The sequence below is a fragment of the Nocardioides ginsengisoli genome, assembly GCF_039537225.1.
Taxonomy (GTDB): domain Bacteria; phylum Actinomycetota; class Actinomycetes; order Propionibacteriales; family Nocardioidaceae; genus Nocardioides; species Nocardioides ginsengisoli.
On the sequence record NZ_BAABAC010000015.1, the window covers coordinates 85,788 to 103,105 of the forward strand.

The 17,318-nt window shown below is 71.4% G+C and carries 17 protein-coding genes and 1 tRNA gene; 11 read left to right on the forward strand and 7 right to left on the reverse strand.

The annotated features are described in order from the left end of the window. Both AB4880_RS08840 and def read right to left on the reverse strand, forming a co-directional pair. Nucleotides 1-392, reverse strand: a 392-nt coding sequence (locus tag AB4880_RS08840) for an alpha/beta hydrolase (RefSeq protein WP_367918850.1), incomplete at its 3' end; no start/stop codon positions are given. Between the two features lie 41 nt (nt 393-433). Continuing rightward, the gene (gene def, locus AB4880_RS08845; protein ID WP_367918851.1) at nt 434-1,060 is read right to left on the reverse strand and encodes a peptide deformylase; all 627 of its coding nucleotides are present in this window, start codon (nt 1,058-1,060) and stop codon (nt 434-436) included. 99 nt (nt 1,061-1,159) lie between these two features. Here def and AB4880_RS08850 point away from each other — a divergent pair, with 99 nt between their 5' ends. Continuing rightward, complete coding sequence (locus AB4880_RS08850; RefSeq protein ID WP_367918852.1) at nt 1,160-2,524, forward strand: acyl-CoA dehydrogenase family protein; 1,365 nt, start codon at nt 1,160-1,162, stop codon at nt 2,522-2,524. Further along, nucleotides 2,524-3,738 (forward strand): acyl-CoA dehydrogenase family protein, encoded by a 1,215-nt coding sequence (locus AB4880_RS08855; RefSeq protein ID WP_367918853.1) that lies wholly within the window; start codon nt 2,524-2,526, stop codon nt 3,736-3,738. Before AB4880_RS08850 ends, AB4880_RS08855 begins: the two co-directional genes overlap by 1 nt. 317 nt (nt 3,739-4,055) lie before the next feature. On the opposite strand, the gene AB4880_RS08860 is transcribed toward AB4880_RS08855, so the two are convergent. Further along, nucleotides 4,056-5,150, reverse strand: coding sequence for a galactokinase (locus AB4880_RS08860; RefSeq protein ID WP_367918854.1), 1,095 nt, complete (start codon nt 5,148-5,150; stop codon nt 4,056-4,058). 37 nt (nt 5,151-5,187) lie between these two features. On the opposite strand from AB4880_RS08860, the gene AB4880_RS08865 reads away from it, so the two are divergent. Beyond that, on the forward strand, nt 5,188-5,745 hold the full coding sequence (locus AB4880_RS08865; RefSeq protein WP_367918855.1) for a nucleosidase: 558 nt from the start codon (nt 5,188-5,190) through the stop codon (nt 5,743-5,745). A gap of 18 nt (nt 5,746-5,763) precedes the next feature. On the opposite strand, the gene AB4880_RS08870 is transcribed toward AB4880_RS08865, so the two are convergent. The 3 genes from AB4880_RS08870 to AB4880_RS08880 form a co-directional block, all read right to left on the reverse strand. Continuing rightward, on the reverse strand, nt 5,764-5,907 hold the full coding sequence (locus AB4880_RS08870) for a hypothetical protein (protein WP_367918856.1): 144 nt from the start codon (nt 5,905-5,907) through the stop codon (nt 5,764-5,766). Nucleotides 5,908-6,011: 104 nt separating this feature from the next. After that, nucleotides 6,012-6,605, reverse strand: a complete 594-nt coding sequence (locus AB4880_RS08875) for a LysR family transcriptional regulator substrate-binding protein (RefSeq protein ID WP_367918857.1) — start codon at nt 6,603-6,605, stop codon at nt 6,012-6,014. A 42-nt stretch (nt 6,606-6,647) separates the two neighbouring features. After that, nucleotides 6,648-6,923: a Fe-S cluster assembly protein HesB gene (locus tag AB4880_RS08880; protein ID WP_367918858.1), complete on the reverse strand. Its 276-nt coding sequence runs from the start codon at nt 6,921-6,923 to the stop codon at nt 6,648-6,650. 150 nt (nt 6,924-7,073) lie between these two features. On the opposite strand from AB4880_RS08880, the gene AB4880_RS08885 reads away from it, so the two are divergent. Continuing rightward, a tRNA-Leu gene (locus AB4880_RS08885) sits at nt 7,074-7,159 on the forward strand. 77 nt (nt 7,160-7,236) lie between these two features. Here the strand turns inward: AB4880_RS08885 and AB4880_RS08890 are convergent. Beyond that, a complete protein-coding gene (locus AB4880_RS08890; protein WP_367918859.1) occupies nt 7,237-7,656 on the reverse strand; it encodes a nuclear transport factor 2 family protein in 420 nt (139 codons plus the stop codon). 128 nt (nt 7,657-7,784) lie between these two features. Here AB4880_RS08890 and AB4880_RS08895 point away from each other — a divergent pair, with 128 nt between their 5' ends. The 7 genes from AB4880_RS08895 (at nt 7,785) to AB4880_RS08925 (ending at nt 17,270) form a co-directional block, all read left to right on the forward strand. Then, nucleotides 7,785-11,219 carry a pyruvate carboxylase gene (locus AB4880_RS08895; RefSeq protein WP_367918860.1) on the forward strand — a complete coding sequence of 1,145 codons (3,435 nt, stop codon included), beginning with the start codon at nt 7,785-7,787 and terminating at the stop codon, nt 11,217-11,219. An 88-nt stretch (nt 11,220-11,307) separates the two neighbouring features. Further along, nucleotides 11,308-11,928, forward strand: a complete 621-nt coding sequence (locus tag AB4880_RS08900) for a LysE family translocator (protein WP_367918861.1) — start codon at nt 11,308-11,310, stop codon at nt 11,926-11,928. Continuing rightward, a complete protein-coding gene (locus AB4880_RS08905) occupies nt 11,925-12,407 on the forward strand; it encodes an aminoacyl-tRNA deacylase (RefSeq protein WP_367918862.1) in 483 nt (160 codons plus the stop codon). Before AB4880_RS08900 ends, AB4880_RS08905 begins: the two co-directional genes overlap by 4 nt. Before the next feature lie 260 nt (nt 12,408-12,667). Then, entirely contained in the window at nt 12,668-14,347 is a 1,680-nt protein-coding gene (locus AB4880_RS08910; protein WP_367918863.1) for an ABC transporter substrate-binding protein, read from the forward strand. Further along, on the forward strand, nt 14,334-15,263 hold the full coding sequence (locus AB4880_RS08915) for an ABC transporter permease (protein ID WP_367918864.1): 930 nt from the start codon (nt 14,334-14,336) through the stop codon (nt 15,261-15,263). The genes AB4880_RS08910 and AB4880_RS08915 overlap by 14 nt, the downstream gene beginning before the upstream one ends. Further along, on the forward strand, nt 15,260-16,246 hold the full coding sequence (locus AB4880_RS08920) for an ABC transporter permease (protein ID WP_367918865.1): 987 nt from the start codon (nt 15,260-15,262) through the stop codon (nt 16,244-16,246). Before AB4880_RS08915 ends, AB4880_RS08920 begins: the two co-directional genes overlap by 4 nt. After that, complete coding sequence (locus tag AB4880_RS08925; RefSeq protein ID WP_367918866.1) at nt 16,239-17,270, forward strand: ABC transporter ATP-binding protein; 1,032 nt, start codon at nt 16,239-16,241, stop codon at nt 17,268-17,270. Before AB4880_RS08920 ends, AB4880_RS08925 begins: the two co-directional genes overlap by 8 nt. Nucleotides 17,271-17,318 lie beyond the last annotated feature (48 nt).

The window sequence follows — 17,318 nt, forward strand, 5'->3', positions numbered from 1 at the left end:
GCGTCGAGCGCCGCCGCCGGGAAGCGCGCCTCGGGCGCCAGCCGGTAGTCGACCGCGACGACGACCGCGTCGGTTCCGGCGCAGATCGCCTGCGCCATCGGGGCGTGGGTGTCGAGGTCGCCGATGACCCATCCGCCGCCGTGCAGCAGGACGACGGTCGGCCGCGGCCGTTCCTCGCCGAGCGGGCGGTAGACCCGGGCACGCAGCGGTCCGTCGCCGCCGGCGACCTTGGTCTCCTCGACCGAGCCGACCTCGGCCAGGGAACCGGGAGGTCGGAAGTCGATGGTGAGCTTGCGGAAGGCGTCGCGCGCTGCGGTCGGGGAGAGGTCGGACATGGGGGTCCCGGCCTCGATGACCTGGAGCAGCGGGGCGAGGTCGGAGTCGAGGGGCATGGCGGGCAACCTAGCCGAAACCGACCGCGAGAGGCAGTGGCTCAGGTGGGCCATTCCGCCGGGTAGTCGGCGACGGCGGCGTCGTGCTGCTTGCGCAGCCGCTTCATCGCCTTGGCCGAGAGCCGGTCGCCGAAGACGATGCCGACGGTGTGGTCGGTCTCGTGCTGCAGGCACTTGGCGAGCAGCCCGTCGCCCTCGAACCGGACCGGCTCGCCGTCGAGTCCCTGGCCCTCGACCGCCGCCCAGTCGGGTCGGGCGCAGTCGACGAAGGCGCCGGGAAAGGACAGGCAGCCCTCGGAGCTGTCGTCGAGGAAGCGCTCCTTGCCCTCGGGCAGGGTCAGGGTCGGGTTGCACACGACGCCGACGGTGCGCCGGCCGCTCTCGTCCGGGCAGTCGAAGACGAACATCGCGACGTCCTCGCCGATCTGGCAGGCGGCCAGGCCGACCCCGTCGGCGGCGTACATGGTGGCGATCATGTCGGCCGCGAGGGCGCGCAGGGCGTCGTCGAACTCGCTCACCTGCCGCTGCGGACGGTGCATGACGTCGGCGCCCCAGCGGGTGATCGGACGGACGCTGCCGCCGCGGGGGAGCGGTCCGTACGGCGCGAGGACGGCCTCCTGTGCCTCGTCGTCCGCTCGCTCCACGCTGTCGTCCTCACCGCTCGCCATGGCTGAATCCTAGGCAGCGCGGTGTGACCTCCCGCACCCGGGGCGGACAAATCCGGTTCAGCTGTAGCGCAATGTGTAACTCGCAGTTACATTTGGCGCATGTCCTTGATCAGCAACCTGAAGCCGGGCGGCAAGTTCGGGGTCCCGAGCCGAGAGAGCCGCGATCCGATCGGCTATCTCGTCGCCGGGCTCAACAAGCTCGCCCAGAGCGATCTCCTCGACAAGGTCGGCCTGCGCAAGCAGACAGAGCAGGTCGTCTTCACCGTGACCCGCACCGGGTTCAAGACGATGACGAGCGCCAGCCGCACGTTCGCCAAGGCCGGCAAGAAGGGCCAGCCGGGGGCGCGTCCCTCGACCGCTCCGTCGACCGGCGTCTTCGACCTCACCCCGACCGAGGACGAGCAGATGCTCGTCGAGGTCGTCGCCGACTTCGCCGACGAGGTCGTCCGGCCCGCCGCGGCCGAGGCCGACCACGCCTGCGCCGCTCCCGACGCGCTGCTCAAGGCCAGCCTCGAGATCGGCCTGCCGATCCTCGGCGTCCCCGAGTCGCTCGGCGGCGTCTCCGAGGAGCGCTCCGCGATGGCCGGCACCCTCGTCGCCGAGGCGCTCGCCAAGGGCGACATGGGCCTCGCCGTCGCCACCCTCGCGCCCGGCTCGGTCGCCACGGCCATCGGCCTGTGGGGCACCGACGCCCAGCAGCAGACCTACCTCCCGGCGTTCACCGGCGACGAGGTTCCCGCCGCGGCGCTCGCGCTCAACGAGCCGACCGTCCTCTTCGACGTCCTCGCGCCCGCCACCACCGCCACCCGGTCGGGCGAGGGCTACGTCCTCAACGGCACCAAGAGCCTGGTCGCCCGCGGCGACCACGCCGAGCTGTTCGTCGTCGGCGCCCAGCTCGCCGGCAAGCCGGTGCTCTTCCTCGTCGAGTCCTCGACCGAGGGCCTCAGCATCGAGGGCGACCCGGGCATGGGCGTGCGCGCCGCGTCGATGACCAAGCTCAACCTCGACAACGTCAAGGTCCCGGCCGACGCCGTCCTCGGTGAGACCGACGGCTCGACCTACACCGAGTGCGTCCGGCTCTCCCGCCTCGCCTGGTGCGCCCTCGCGCTCGGCACGGGGCAGGCCGTGCTCGACTACGTGACGCCGTACGTCAAGGAGCGCGAGGCGTTCGGCGAGCCGATCGCCCACCGCCAGTCGGTGGCGTTCATGGTCGCCAACATCGCGATCGAGCTGCAGGCGATGCGCCTGCTCACCTACCGCGCGGCCGCCCGCGCCGCGGCCGGCAAGGACTTCTCCAAGGAGGTCGCGCTGGCCCGCAAGCTGTGCTCGGAGAAGGGCATGCAGATCGGCCTCGACGGCGTCCAGCTGCTCGGCGGTCACGGATTCGTCAAGGAGCACCCGGTCGAGCGGTGGTACCGCGACCTGCGTGCGGTCGGCGTCATGGAAGGGACGGTGCTGGTCTGATGGCCATCAATCTGGAGGTGCCCCGCAAGCACCGCGCGCTCATCGACCAGGCCCACCAGGTCGCGATGAACATGCTCCGGCCGATCTCGCGCAAGTACGACATCGCCGAGCACGAGTACCCCAAGGAGCTCGACGTCCTCGCCGCGATGATCGACGGCCTGGCCGAGTCGGGCGCCAGCGAGGGCGCCGGCGCGACCGGCGTACGACGTGACGCCCAGGACGAGGACGGCCGGGTCAAGAACGGCTCCAACATGGCCTCGGTGACCTCGATCGCCGAGATGTGCTGGGGCGACGTCGGCCTGATGCTGTCCTTCCCGCGCCAGGGCCTCGGCAACTCGGCCATCGCGTCGGTCGCCAACGACGAGCAGCTCAAGCGCTTCGAGGGCAAGTGGGCCTCGATGGCGATCACCGAGCCGGCCTTCGGGTCCGACTCGGCGGCCGTGTCGACGACCGCCGTCCTCGACGGCGACGAGTACGTCATCAACGGCGAGAAGATCTTCGTCACCTCCGGCGAGCGCTCCGACTGCGTCGTCGTCTGGGCGACCCTCGACAAGTCCCTCGGCCGCGCGGCGATCAAGTCGTTCGTCGTCGAGAAGGGCACGCCCGGCCTCAAGGTCGAGCGGCTCGAGGACAAGCTCGGCATCCGCGCCTCCGACACCGCGGTGATCACCTTCACCGACTGCCGGGTGCCCAAGGAGAACCTCCTCGGCTCGCCCGACATCAACGTCGAGCAGGGCTTCGCCGGCGCGATGGCGACCTTCGACAACACCCGCCCGCTCGTCGCTGCGATGGCCGTCGGCACCGCCCGCGCCTCGCTCGACCTGACCCGCGACCTGCTCCAGCAGGCCGGAGTCGAGGTCGACTACGACAAGCCGGCCTACCTCCAGCACGCGGCCGCGGCGAAGTTCCTCCAGCTCGAGGCCGACTGGGAGGGCGCCCGGCTGCTCACCCTGCAGGCCGCGTGGATGGCCGACAACCGCCAGCCCAACTCGCTCGAGGCGTCGATGGCCAAGGCCAAGGCCGGCCGCGTCGGCTCCGACGTCACGCTCTCCTGCGTCGAGCTGTGCGCGTCGATCGGCTACAGCGAGACCGAGCTCCTCGAGAAGTGGGCGCGGGACTCGAAGATCCTCGACATCTTCGAGGGCACGCAGCAAATCCAGCAGCTGATCGTGGCGCGGCGGGTGCTCAACCTGACCAGCGCCGAGCTCAAGTGAGTCGTCTGGCTCGAAGGGGCTGAATCGAGGGGCGTCAGGGCCTGTCTCCGTGGGGTGCGGAGGCGGGCCCTGGTGCGTTTTCGGGTGTGTCGCGGGGTGGTCGCGGGGTGGTCGCGGGGTGGTCGCGGGGTCGTCGCTGGGTCGTCGCTGGGTCGTCGCTGGGTCGTCGCTGGGTCGTCGCTGGGGTGGTCGCCGGGTGGCGGCGGGGCGTCGGCCGCGCTGGTGGAGCAGCGTCGAATGGGCAGAAACCGCATGCCGCGGGGCCGAAAACCATGCGGTTTGGTCCCAAACCGCAGAACCCGTCCCAGCATCCGGACTCAGCGACCCCTCCCCGGAACCGGCTCGACCAGCCGAGCCCCCGCCGCGGGCAGCACCAGCCGGTGGCTGGGCGCGGGCCACCCCGCGTCCCGGTACGCCGCATCGATCGCCGCCCGAACGACCCCGGTTTCGTCCGCGCGCACGAGCGCGATGGTGCAGCCGCCGAACCCGCCTCCGGTCAGCCGGGCCCCCAACGCCCCGCCGTCCAGCGCCGCGGCGACCGCGACGTCGAGGCGGGGGATCGACACCTCGAAGTCGTCCCGCAGTGAGACGTGGGAGGCGGTCATCAGGGTGCCGAGCGTCTCCCAGTCCGACGCAGCGATGGCGGCGACCGCCGCCTCCACCCGCGCGTCCTCCGACCGCACGTGCCGCATCCGCCGCTCGTCGCCCGCCTCGCACTCGCGCCGACGCTGCGCATAGCCGCCGTCGCCGTCCGCCAGCTCGTGGCGCACCCCGCTCTCCGTCACCAGTACGGCGAGCCCCGTGGCCGCCAGCGGCAGAGGCACCGCGGTGACGGCAGGCCCGGCGCCAGGCCCGGCGCCAGGCCCGGCGGCCGCCCCGCCCGCGAAGTCGAGGAGCAGCGCCGTGTCCGGGGCGCCGAGCATGCTCGCGAGCTGGTCCATGCCGCCGGTCGGTGCCCCGACGTACTCCGTCTCCGCCCGCCGGCACAGCTCCGCCAGCTCGAGTCGTCCCGCGCGGTCGAGGGGCCGCCCGAGCAGTCCCGCGATCCCGGTCGCGACGGCGCACTCCAATGACGCCGAGCTGGACAGTCCGGCGCCGAGCGGCACCGACGAGTCGATCTCGACCGAGAGCCCGCCGACCGGCCACCCGGCGTCCCGGAGTGCCCACACGACCCCGGCGACATAGGCCGCCCATCCGGTCACGCCCGCGGAGACGTCGGCGAGCGTCCCCTCCCACGTGCCGGACTGCCGGCTGCTGACGGTCACGAGGTCGTCGGCGCGCGCCGTCACGGTCGTCATGGTGACGACGGGCAGCGCGAAGGGCAGGCAGCGGCCGCCGTTGTAGTCGGTGTGCTCGCCGATCAGGTTGACGCGTCCGGGGGCCACGGCGGTCACGGTCTGCGCGGAGGTCACCGCGTCATCCTCGCGGATCGGCCGCTAGCGTGACCGCGTGCCTCGCCACCTGATCGTCGCCGCAGCCGCCTCCGAGGTGGCCCACCTGCCCGCCGGACTGGAGGTCCTGGTCACCGGCATCGGCAAGACCGCCGCGGCGACGGCGCTGACCCGCAACCTCGCCCGCCGTACCGATCTGGACGACCTGGTCGTCGTCAACCTCGGGACGGCCGGCGCGCTACACGACGGACTCGACGGTGAGCACGGGCTCTACGAGATCGGCACCGTCCTCAACCACGACATCAACGGCGACGCGATCCGTGCGCTCGGCTACGACCCGCGCGACACCTTCGTGATCGGCGAGCACCCGACGGTCCTCGCGACCGGTGACGTCTTCGTCAACGACCCGATCGTGCGGGCGCGGCTCGGTCGGCGGGCGCAGCTGGTCGACATGGAGGGCTACGCGATCGCGTACGTCGCGCAGGAGTTCGGCGTCGCGCTGCGGATGGTCAAGCACGTCTCCGACAACGCCGACGAGCGCGCCATGGACTGGGTCGAGCTCGTCGACGCCAGCGCGCGGGTCCTCGGGGAGTGGGCCGCGAACAACCTCGGTTGAGCCGGGGCTGGTGCGCTCCTAGTAGTACCTCCGCCGGGTCCCGCCGATCGGCACCAGGTTGAGGACCAGGCCGACCACGACCAGGATCGCGCCGAGGGTGGTGAGGACCGAGATACCGGCCACGAGGCCGATGATCAGCAGGATGACGCCCAGGATGACCATGTCCAACTCCGTTCTGCTTCGTGTTCCGGCACTGAGGTACCCATCCGAGGTCAGGACCATCCCCACCACGCCGGAGCGATGCGCGTCTCGACGCGCGCGCCGCACTAGCGGCTGCTCGACGCCTTCCGGCCGCGGACGACGCCCACGAAGTCCTGGTGGACCGGGCTGTCGGCTTCGCGCAGCCAGAGCAGCGCGACGGACGTCGGCTCGAGGTCGACGGGACGCTGGACGACGTCCTTGCGGTGGTGGAGCCGGGCGAGCGACATCGGGACGATGACCACGCCGGCGCCCGAGGCGGCGACCTCGATGGCGTCCTTGACCGACATCTCCGGGAAGGGGAGCTGCTCCACCGACGGCGTCCAGCCGGACGGGTGGGGGAGGACGAGCTGCTCGTCGGCGAGGTCGCCGAGCGGCAGCGGGGCGTCGGAGTCGGCGGCCGCGACGAAGTGCTCGCGGCTCGCGACGACCACCGGCTGCTCGTCGTACAGCCGGACGCAGTGGAGCGGGGTCGGCCGCTCGAGGTCGACGGGGAGGCGGGCCAGGACGAGGTCCGCGGTGCCGTCGTCGAGGACGGCGCGCGCCGCGTCCTCCTCGATCGGCAGCAGCTGGAGGGGGACCCGGGGGTTGCGCTCCCGCCAGACGCGGGCCCACTTGTCGGGCGTCACTCCGGGGACGAAGGCGACACGCAGCTGCTCCATGCGCCCACGATCCCAGAATGACGCCCGACGTGGGTGGCGGGGTCAGGCCTGGGCGACCAGCCCGAACTGCAGGGCGCCCGTGTCGTCGACGCCCGCATCGAGGGTCATCGCATCGAGTCGCTCGGCGGCGCCGGCGTCGAGATAGACGGTTGCGCCGTCCTGCTCGATGGTCTGGTCGCCGGCTTCCGGCTGCTCAGTCGCCGCGACGGCGAACCCGGTGTCGACCTGGGTGATCCGCAGCCCTGCGGTGTCCGGAGCATCCGGGACGTCGGTCATCTGCTTGACGATCGTGCAGGCGTTCTCAGTGAGGGTGAGCATGTGCTTGCCTTCTCGGTTTCGAGGTCAGAGACCTTCCCCACCGTGTCAGGTGGAGGGCACCCGTTCAAGGCGGGTTCACCCCGCCGACGTCCAAAGAGGGGTGCCGATGCGGCGTCTGGGCCGGCCCTTTGCTACGGTTCTACCGCACTCGTCCGGGTGGCGGAATTGGCAGACGCGCTAGCTTGAGGTGCTAGTGCCCTTTATCGGGCGTGGGGGTTCAAGTCCCCCCTCGGACACAGAGACAGAACGGCGGCCCACGGGCCGCCGTTCTGCATTTGCCCGCCGAGCCGGCGGGAATCCTCGCTGGGCTCGGTCAGCCGAGCCGTACGTCGCCCGCCGACCGGAAGCGCACGTCGAGCTCGCGGCTCGCGAACCGCCAGCCCTGCGCCGTACGCCGGTAGGCGTCGCGGTAGACGAGATGCCAGACGTCGTCGCGGGTGACGCCGTCCCGCTCGAAGACATGGTGCGCGATGCACGCGACCCGTCCGGTCGCCTCGTCGTCGGACACGGAGGTGAAGACCGTGCCGACGAGCGCGTGCAACGTGACCGGCAGGTCGCGCACCGCGCCGAGCGCGGCGAGCACCTCCTCCCGGCCGACCTGCGTGCCCGCGGGCGTCGTCAGCGTGGCGTCGTCGCAGAAGAGGACGGCGACCGCCTCCAGGTCGCGGTCGTCGACGCCGGCGGCGTACCTGTGGACGAGGTCGGTCAGCTCGAGCTGGTCGGCAGGGCTCATGGGAGGACCGTAGAGAGGGCCGCTGACCTGCGGTTTTCCACGTTCCGTGGAACGGAACGGGACGCGTGCGCCAACGGCGCTAGCGTCGAGATCCTCGTGCCGCTTCTCCCAACGAAAGGTGTGATGTCTTGTTCTCCAAAGTCCTGGTCGCGAACCGCGGCGAGATCGCCATCCGAGCGTTCCGCGCGGCGTACGAGCTGGGGGCCACCACCGTGGCCGTCTTCCCGTACGAGGACCGTGGCTCCGAGCACCGTCTCAAGGCCGACGAGGCCTATGAGATCGGTGAGCGCGGCCACCCTGTGCGCAGCTATCTCGACCCTGATGCGATCGTCGCCGCTGCGGTGGCGTGTGGCGCGGATGCGATCTACCCCGGCTATGGCTTCTTGTCGGAGAACCCGGCACTCGCGGAGGCGTGCACGGCGGCGGGGATCACGTTCGTGGGCCCCTCGGCCGAGGTGCTGACGTTGACGGGCAACAAGGCCCGGGCGATCGCGGCCGCGAAGGCGGCGGGGGTGCCGACGCTGCAGAGTGTGGATCCCTCGACCGACGTCGAGGCGCTGTTGGTGGCGGCGCAGGCGATCCCGGCCCCGTTGTTCGTGAAGGCCGTCGCGGGTGGTGGCGGGCGCGGCATGCGCCGGGTCGATGATCGGGCGCAGCTGCGCGAGGCGATCGAGACCTGCATGCGTGAGGCCGAGGGTGCGTTCGGTGACCCGACGGTGTTCATCGAGCAGGCGGTGGTCGATCCGCGGCACATCGAGGTCCAGATCCTGGCCGACGGCACGGGCGAGGTGATCCACCTCTTCGAGCGGGACTGCTCGGTGCAGCGTCGGCATCAGAAGGTCGTGGAGATCGCTCCGGCGCCGGGGCTGGCGCCCGAGCTGCGGGAGCGGATGTGTGCGGACGCGGTGCGGTTCGCGCGTGAGATCGGGTATTCGTGTGCGGGCACGGTCGAGTTCCTCCTGGACACCCGAGCCGTGGCGGAGCATCGGGGGGTGTGGGGGGACGAAGTCCCCCCACCGTATGTGTTCATCGAGATGAACCCGCGGATCCAGGTCGAGCACACGGTGACCGAGGAGGTCACCGACGTCGACCTGGTCCAGGCGCAGCTGCGGATCGCCTCCGGCGAGACGCTCGCCGACCTCGGACTCTCCCAGGACTCCGTCCGCCTGCGCGGCGCCGCCCTGCAGTGCCGGATCACCACGGAGGACCCGGCCAACGGGTTCCGTCCCGACACCGGCACCATCACGGCCTACCGCTCGCCGGGCGGCGCCGGCGTCCGCATCGACGGCGGTACGACGTTCACGGGCGCCGAGATCAGCCCCCACTTCGACTCGATGCTGGCCAAGCTCACCTGCCGCGGCCGGACCTTCGAGGACGCCGTCGCGCGTGCCCGCCGGGCGGTCGCGGAGTTCCGGATCCGGGGCGTCGCGACGAACATCCCGTTCCTCCAGGCGCTCCTCGACGACCCGGACTTCGACAACGCCGCCAACGGCGGGGTGACCACCAGCTTCATCGAGACCCACCCCGAGCTGCTCACCGCGCGCGCCTCCGGCGACCGCGGCACCCGGCTGCTCACCTATCTCGCCGACGTCACCGTCAACCAGCCGTACGGCGCGGTCCCCGTCTCGGTGGCCCCGAGCGCCAAGCTGCCCGGACTCGACGCGGCGCCGCCGCGCGACGGCTCGCGGCAGCGGCTGTTGGCGGTGGGTCCGGAGGCGTTCGCGGCCGAGCTACGGGCCCAGGACGCGGTGGCGGTCACCGACACCACGTTCCGAGACGCGCACCAGTCACTGCTCGCGACGCGGGTCCGTACCCATGACCTGCTGGGTGTGGCCGGGCATGTCGCGCGGATGACGCCCGAGCTGTGGTCGCTGGAGTGCTGGGGCGGGGCGACCTATGACGTCGCGCTGAGGTTCTTGTCGGAGGATCCGTGGGACCGGCTGGCCAAGCTGCGGGCGGCGGTGCCGAACATCTGTCTGCAGATGCTGCTGCGCGGGCGCAACACGGTCGGCTACACGCCGTACCCGACGAGCGTGACGAATGCGTTCGTCGAGGAGGCCGCGGCGACCGGGATCGACGTGTTCCGGATCTTCGACGCCCTCAACGACGTGGCGCAGATGCGTCCGGCGATCGAGGCGGTGCGGGCCACCGGGACGGCGGTGGCGGAGGTGGCGCTGTGCTACACCGGTGACCTGTCCTCGCCGTCGGAGGACCTCTACACCCTCGACTACTACCTGCGGCTGGCGGAGAAGATCGTCGACGCCGGTGCGCACGTGCTGGCGATCAAGGACATGGCCGGCCTGCTCCGGGCACCCGCGGCGCACACGCTGGTGACGGCGTTGCGGGAGCGGTTCGACCTGCCGGTGCATCTGCACACCCATGACACCGCGGGTGGTCAGCTGGCCACGTTGACCGCGGCGATCGCGGCGGGGGTGGATGCGGTGGATGCGGCGACGGCGTCGATGGCCGGTACGACGTCGCAGCCGCCGCTGTCGTCGCTGGTCGCCGCGACCGACCACAGTCCCCGGGAGACGGGGCTGTCGTTGTCGGCGGTCAACGCGCTGGAGCCCTACTGGGAGGCGGTGCGGCGGCTGTATGCGCCGTTCGAGTCCGGCCTGCCGGCTCCGACCGGGCGGGTCTACCGGCACGAGATCCCGGGTGGTCAGCTGTCGAACCTGCGGCAGCAGGCGATCGCGTTGGGGCTGGGGGAGAAGTTCGAGCAGGTCGAGGACATGTATGCCGCGGCCAACGACATCCTGGGCCGGATCCCGAAGGTGACGCCGTCGTCGAAGGTGATCGGTGACCTCGCGCTGGCGCTGGTGGCGGCGGGTGCGGACCCGGAGGCGTTCGCGGCCGACCCGACGTCGTACGACGTGCCGGCCTCGGTGATCGGGTTCCTGCACGGTGAGCTCGGTGACCCGCCGGGCGGCTGGCCCGAGCCGTTCCGGTCCAAGGCCATCGCCGGCCGGCCGTGGACCCCGCCCGCCGAGACCCTCACCCCCGAGCAGGAGGCGGGGCTGTCGAACGGCCCGGCGGAGCGGCGCGCGACACTCAACCGGCTGCTCTTCCCGGGCCCGACGCGGGAGTTCGACGAGGCGCGCTCGAAGTGGGGCGACCTGTCCGTCGTACCGACGCGGGAGTATCTCTACGGTCTGCAGAACGGCGAGGAGCATGTCGTCGAGCTGGCCGAGGGCAAGCAGCTGCTGGTCGGTCTCCAGGCGGTGAGCGAGCCCGACGAGCGCGGCTACCGGACCGTGATGTGCACCCTGAACGGCCAGATCCGGCCGATCTCGGTGCGCGATCGCTCGGTGTCCGCCGAGGTCGCGGCCGCGGAGAAGGCCGACCCGGCGCAGCCCGGCCACATCGCGGCGCCCTTCCAGGGCGTCGTCACGGTCACCGTCGCCGACGGCGACCAGGTCAAGGCCGGCGACACCGTCGCGACCATCGAGGCGATGAAGATGGAGGCGGCCATCACCGCTCCGGTCGACGGCGCGGTCCAGCGGATCGCTTTCACCGGGCCGCACGCGGTCGAGGGAGGGGACCTCATCCTCGTCGTCGGCTGAACCTGTCGCGGCAACGCCATTCGTTCTGTGGGTGAGAGCCCACAGAACGAATGACGTCAGCCCCCTGAGCGGGCGTACGATCCCCGTCGTGAGCAGCTACGTGTCCTTCGTGGTGTTCGCCGCGCTCCTCGCGGCAGCCCCCGGGCCGGACACCTTCCTCACCCTCCGCGCTACCGTCGTCGGCGGTCGTCGCCGCGGCGCCGTCACCGCCGCCGGCATCAGCACCGCGGGATCGGTCCAGGGCGTCCTCGCCGCGACCGGCCTCGGCGCGGTGCTCACCCATGCCGAGCCGGTGTTCCTGGGCGTGCGCTGGGCCGGCGTCGCCTACCTGACCTGGCTCGGTGTCAGTGCCATCCGCGACGCGCTGCGCCGCGACGGCAGCGTGTGGGAGGTCGGTGGCGGCGCGAGCACGGTCCGCTCGCGGACGGCTTTCCGCCAGGGCGTCGTCTGCAATATGACCAACCCCAAGGTGCTCGCGTTCAACCTGGCTGTGCTGCCGCAGTTCGTCGGCGCCGACCAGGGCCTCCCGACGCTGCTCGCCTATGCGCTGACCTTGGTCGCGATCGGCCTCGTCGTCCTGCTGGCGGTCGTCTGGATCGCCGGCAAGGCGGCCGGCGCGCTCACCCGGCGGAGCTTCCGCCGCGGCGTCGACGGCGCGACCGGACTGGTGATGGTCGGCTTCGCGATCGCACTGGCGGCCGAGGCGTGAGCGAGCCCGACCCGACCGACCGGTCCGCCCGCGCCCTCGCCGCGGCCGACGCGCTCGGCCTGACGTACGACGTCACCCGGCACGGTCCGGTGCGCTCCCTCGAGGAGGCCGCCGCCGTCCGCGGCATCGAGCCGCGCCAGATCATCAAGACCATGGTGGTCCGGGTCGCCGACGGCGACCACCGGTTCGTGCTCGCGCCCGGCGACCGCGAGATCTCCTGGCCGCTGCTGCGCGCCCTGCTCGGCGTCAACCGGCTCTCGATGCCGTCGGCCGACGCGGCGCGCGAGGTGACCGGCTACGTCCGCGGCACCATCACGCCGCTCGGCTCCGAGGCCGCGCTGCCCGTGATCGCCGACAGCCGGGTGACGGGCCCGGTCTCCATCGGCGGCGGTGGCTACGGCGTCGCGCTCAGCGTCGACGGCGACGCCCTGGTCGCGGCACTCGGCGCGACCGTCGCCGACGTCACCGTCGCGGGCTGAACACGAGCCGGAAGCCCTATCTGTAGCGGGATTGCACGCTGTCGGCTTCCCGCACCCGCGCTCCGCCGCTATCGTGGACGACGCGCGCGCCGAGGCCTGCCGAACGTTCAGTTTCTCTTAACGGTGCCCTGCAGAACTCCTCGATGGACGCGCACTCGCGCCCGCCCACAGACTCCCTTCCTGAGATCCCCCGCGGCCCCGATCGGATCGGGACCGCCTCACAGGAAGCGCGATCTATGGCGAAACGAACCCGGAGAGTGGTGCCCGTCGGGCTGGCGCTCGTCCTGGCCCTCGCGGCGGCCGGATGCAATGCGAACTCGCAGTCGGCCGATGCGAAGAAGGACAAGACCACGACGGCGCTGGAGTCCGTGCCCCAGGGCGGGACCCTGCACTACCTCTCGCGGAAGGCGACCGAGTCCTTCGAGACCGCCAACGCGCAGATGGTGCCGACCAGCCGGCTGCGGTGGGTCCACCGCGGCCTGACCTCGTGGCAGACCTTCCCCGACAAGGACACCATCCTGGTGCCCGACCTCGCCACCGACACCGGCACGACCGACGACGGCGGCAAGACCTGGACGTTCACCCTCCAGGAGGGCCTGAAGTTCTCCGACGGCAGCCCGATCACCGCCCAGGACGTGAAGTACGGCATCGAGCGCTCCTTCGCGCCGATGTTCCAGGGCGGCCTCGGCTACCACAAGACGCTGCTCGAGGGCGGCGCCGACTACGACGGCCCGTACGACGGCAAGGAGCTCGAGTCGATCGAGGTCGTCGACGACCACAAGATCGTCTTCCACCTGACCCGTCCGTTCGGCAACTGGCCGTGGATCGTCAGCATGCCGGCGTTCGCGCCGGTGCCGAAGGCCGCCGACACCGAGCCGGAGACGTACGGCGAGCACCCGGTCGCCAGCGGTCCCTACCAGGTGACCAGCTTCAGCAAGGGCACGCAGGCGGTGCTCGAGCGCAACCCCAACTGGAAGCCCGACACCGACCAGGCGCGCCTCGCCGGACCGGACCGGATCGTGCTCGACATGGGCCTCAACAACGACACGATCGTGCAGCGGCTCATCGACGACAAGGGCGAGGACCAGAGCGCGATCAGCAACGCGCTCATCTCGCCGGCGCAGTTCCAGCGGATCCAGTCCGACCCGTCCATCTCCGACCGGATGGCCAACGGGCCGTCGGGCTACTTCCGCTACCTGGCGATGAACGTCAAGCGGCCGGGGCTCTCCGACCTGCGCGTGCGCCAGGCGATCAACTACGCCATCAACAAGTCCGAGATCCAGAGCGTCTACGGCGGCCCGAAGTTCGGCGGCCAGCTGACCTCCTCGATCATGACGCCCGGCATCCCCGGCTACACCGCCTACGACCTGTACGACGGCGGTGAGACCGGCGACGTCGCCAAGGCCAAGCAGCTGCTCGCCGAGGCCGGCGTCGCCAAGCTCGACCTGACCCTCACCTACCCGACGGACGTCAGCGCGATCGAGGAGAAGGAGGCGCAGAGCATCAAGAACTCGCTCGCCCGGGTCGGCATCGACGTCAAGCTCAAGGGACTCGACGGCAACACCTGGTACGAGCTGGTCTCGTCGGCCGACGGCGACTACGACCTGACCACCAACGGCTGGGGCGCCGACTTCCCGAGCGGCATGAGCACCATCCAGCCGCTCTTCGCGTCGAGCGAGATCGGCAACGGCGGCGGCAACGCGTCGCAGTACTCCAACCCCGACGTGGACGCCGCGATCGACGCCGCCATCTCGGAGCCGGACCTCGACAAGGCCGCCGCGATGTGGGCCGCGATCGACAAGCAGATCATGGAGGAGGCGCCGATCGTCCCGATCCTCGTGCAACGCACGCAGGCACTGGCCGGTTCGAAGATCCTCAACTACTTCATGCCCGCCTACCCGCCGTTCGCGAACGAGCTGGTCGTCGGTGTCGATCACTGAGATCGAGCAGGCGGAGGGCCGGCGCGCGTCGGTCCTCCGCCGCTTCCTCCGCAAGCGCTCGGGGGTCGCGGGCCTGGCGATGCTCGTCGTTCCGCTGGTCGCCGGGCTGTGCGCCCCGCTCCTGGTGCGGCTCGAGGGCCAGGACCAGCACACCTTCCACACCGACCTGCTCGACCCGGACGGCGGCCGTCCGCTGGGCGCGCTCGGCGGCGTCAGCGCCGACCACTGGCTCGGGGTCGTCCCGGTGACGGGCGTCGACCTCTTCGCCCAGGTCGTCTACGGCATCCGCTCCTCGCTCTTCATCGCCTTCGGCGCGAGCATCCTGGCGATCGTCGTCGCCGCCGTGCTCGGCACGGCGATGGGCTACTTCGGCGGCTGGCTCAACGCCGTCGCGGGCCGGCTCATCGACTTCATGTTCGGCTTCCCGGGCCTGATGTTCGTCATCGCGATCATGGCCATCGTGCCCGACCAGCTCCCGCGGGGACTCGTCCTGGTGCTGGTCCTGGCCTTCTTCGGCTGGACCGTGCCGGCGCGGATCATCGGCGCCCAGGCGAGCGCGCTCAACGCGCGGACCTTCGTCGAGGCGGCCCGCGCCACCGGCGCCCCGCCCTGGCAGATCATCCGCCGCGAGATGCTGCCGCACCTCTTCGGCCTGGTCGTCGTGCTCTTCGCGATGTCACTGCCCGGCAACGTCAGCGTCGTCGCCGGACTGTCCTTCCTCGGCGTCGGCCTGCGCGGCGACGTACCGGATCTCGGCAAGCTGCTCTCGGACTCGCTGCCGTGGATCTACAGCGGCGCCGACGTCTGGTACATGCTCTTCCCCGGCGCCGTGGTGTTCCTGATCGTCTTCGGCGCCACGCTCGCCGGCGACGCGCTCCGCGACGTCCTCGACGTGCGCACGGAGGATGCCGCATGATCACCTACATCGCCCGTCGCATGGTCACCGCGGTGGTCATGCTCCTCGCGATCGCCTTCGTCACGATCGCCCTCTTCTTCGGCGCATCCAAGGACCCGGCCCGCGCCATGTGCGGCAAGCCGTGCCCGGCCGAGACCAAGGCCAAGGTCAGCGCCTACATGCAGACCGACCACAGCATCGTGTGGCAGTACGGCGAGTTCGTGAAGGGACTCGTCGTCGGCCGCACCTACGGTGAGGGCTCGCAGCAGGTCGAGTGCGCCGCGCCCTGCTTCGGCTACTCCTTCCCCAACCGCAGCGACGTCACCTCCCTGATCGCCGAGCGACTGCCGGTGACGCTCTCGCTCGCTTTCGGCGCGGCCGTGCTGTGCCTGGTCGTCGGCATCGGGCTCGGCGCGCTCTCGGCGATCCGCAGAGGCGGGGTGGTCGACCGGTTCTCGACCGGGTTCGCGATGCTCGGCCTGTCGGTGCCGACCTTCCTCGTCGGCCTGCTCGTCGTCCAGGTGTTCGGCTTCATGCTCAATGCGCTGCCGTACTCGGGCTTCGTGCCCTTCTCCGAGTCGCCCGCCGACTGGGCCTGGCACCTGATCGGGCCGTGGATGGTGCTCTCGTGCATCCTCGCGGCCGGCTACATCCGGGTCACCCGGACCCAGCTCCTCACCGAGCTGTCGGCCGACCATCTGGTCGCGATGACCGCGCGGGGCGCGTCTCCGCGGCAGGTCAACCGGCACGCCGTACGCGGGGTCATGGTGCCGGTGGTCGCGATGTTCGCGCTCGACGTCACCGCGCTGCTGGGCGGCTCGGTGATCGCGGAGAAGGTGTTCAGCCTGCACGGCCTCGGCGACCTGCTGCTGTCGGGCGTCAACGAGTCCGACCTGAGCGTCGTCGTCGGGGTGACCCTGTTCTCCGCCTTCCTCATCATCGTCGGCAACCTCGTCGCCGACCTGCTGATGCCGCTTCTCGACCCGAGGATCCGCCGTGCCTGAGCCCGTCCTGCAGATCGAGGACCTGTCCGTCTCGTTCACGAGCGGCGGCGTCACCGCGGACGTCGTCCGTGACCTGTCGGTGACCCTGGACGGCGGCCGCACCCTCGCCGTGGTGGGGGAGTCGGGCTCGGGCAAGACCATGACCGGGCGGGCGATCATGCAGCTGCTGCCGCCCGCGGCGCGCGCCCGCGGCCGGATCGTGGTCGCCGGCCGGGAGATGCTGGCGGCCGACGAGCGTGAGCTGCGCCGGGTGCGCGGATCCGACGTGGCGATGGTGTTCCAGGACTCGATGTCGGCGCTCAGCGCCTACCTCGACATCGGCGCCCACATCGCGCAGGCGGTCCGCCTGCACGACCGTTCGGTGAGCCGGCGCGAGGCGCGGATGCGCGCGGTCGACATGCTCGAGCGGGTCGGCATCCCCGAGCCCGCGGACGCCGTACGGCGCTTTCCGCACGAGTTCTCGGGCGGCATGCGGCAACGTGCGGTGATCGCGATGGCGCTCGTCAACCGACCCGCGCTGCTCATCGCGGACGAGCCGACGACGGCGCTCGACGTGACCGTGCAGGCGCAGATCCTCGCGCTGCTGCGTGAGCTGCAGCAGGAGTACGGGATGGCGATGTTGCTGATCAGCCACGACTTCGGCGTCGTGGCTAGCGCGGCCGACGACGTCCTGGTGCTCTATGCGGGCCGTGAGGCCGAGTACGGCAGCCTGCGCGACATCTTCGAGCGTCCGGCCCACCCCTACACCGCGGGCCTGCGCGCCGCGACGCCACGCCTCGACGCCCGGCTCGAGCGGGACGGTGCCCGCACCCGGCTGCGCGCGATCCCCGGCGCCCCGACCTCGCTCCGGGACGCCGGCCCGGGCTGCGCGTTCGCCCCGCGCTGCGGGCTCGCCGACCGGGTGGGTGAGCGCTGCGCGGTGGAGGTCCCGCTGCCCGTGCCCCGGCTGGGGTGCGACCGGCTGCACCGCGCTGCCTGCCACCTCGACCACCTGCCGTCCCTCGAGGAGCTGGTGAACCGATGAGTTGCCCTGTGTCAACCTCCGCTGTTTCAGGCGGCGTTGAGCGAGTCC

Excerpts from the sequence above, each read along its gene's own strand:
- def (WP_367918851.1), bottom strand. The coding sequence starts at position 1,060 with ATGGCGAGCGGTGAGGACGACAGCGTGGAGCGAGCGGACGACGAGGCA.
- AB4880_RS08850 (WP_367918852.1), top strand. The coding sequence starts at position 1,160 with ATGTCCTTGATCAGCAACCTGAAGCCGGGCGGCAAGTTCGGGGTCCCG.
- AB4880_RS08855 (WP_367918853.1), top strand. The coding sequence starts at position 2,524 with ATGGCCATCAATCTGGAGGTGCCCCGCAAGCACCGCGCGCTCATCGAC.
- AB4880_RS08870 (WP_367918856.1), bottom strand. The coding sequence starts at position 5,907 with ATGGTCATCCTGGGCGTCATCCTGCTGATCATCGGCCTCGTGGCCGGT.
- AB4880_RS08875 (WP_367918857.1), bottom strand. The coding sequence starts at position 6,605 with ATGGAGCAGCTGCGTGTCGCCTTCGTCCCCGGAGTGACGCCCGACAAG.
- AB4880_RS08880 (WP_367918858.1), bottom strand. The coding sequence starts at position 6,923 with ATGCTCACCCTCACTGAGAACGCCTGCACGATCGTCAAGCAGATGACC.
- AB4880_RS08890 (WP_367918859.1), bottom strand. The coding sequence starts at position 7,656 with ATGAGCCCTGCCGACCAGCTCGAGCTGACCGACCTCGTCCACAGGTAC.
- AB4880_RS08920 (WP_367918865.1), top strand. The coding sequence starts at position 15,260 with ATGATCACCTACATCGCCCGTCGCATGGTCACCGCGGTGGTCATGCTC.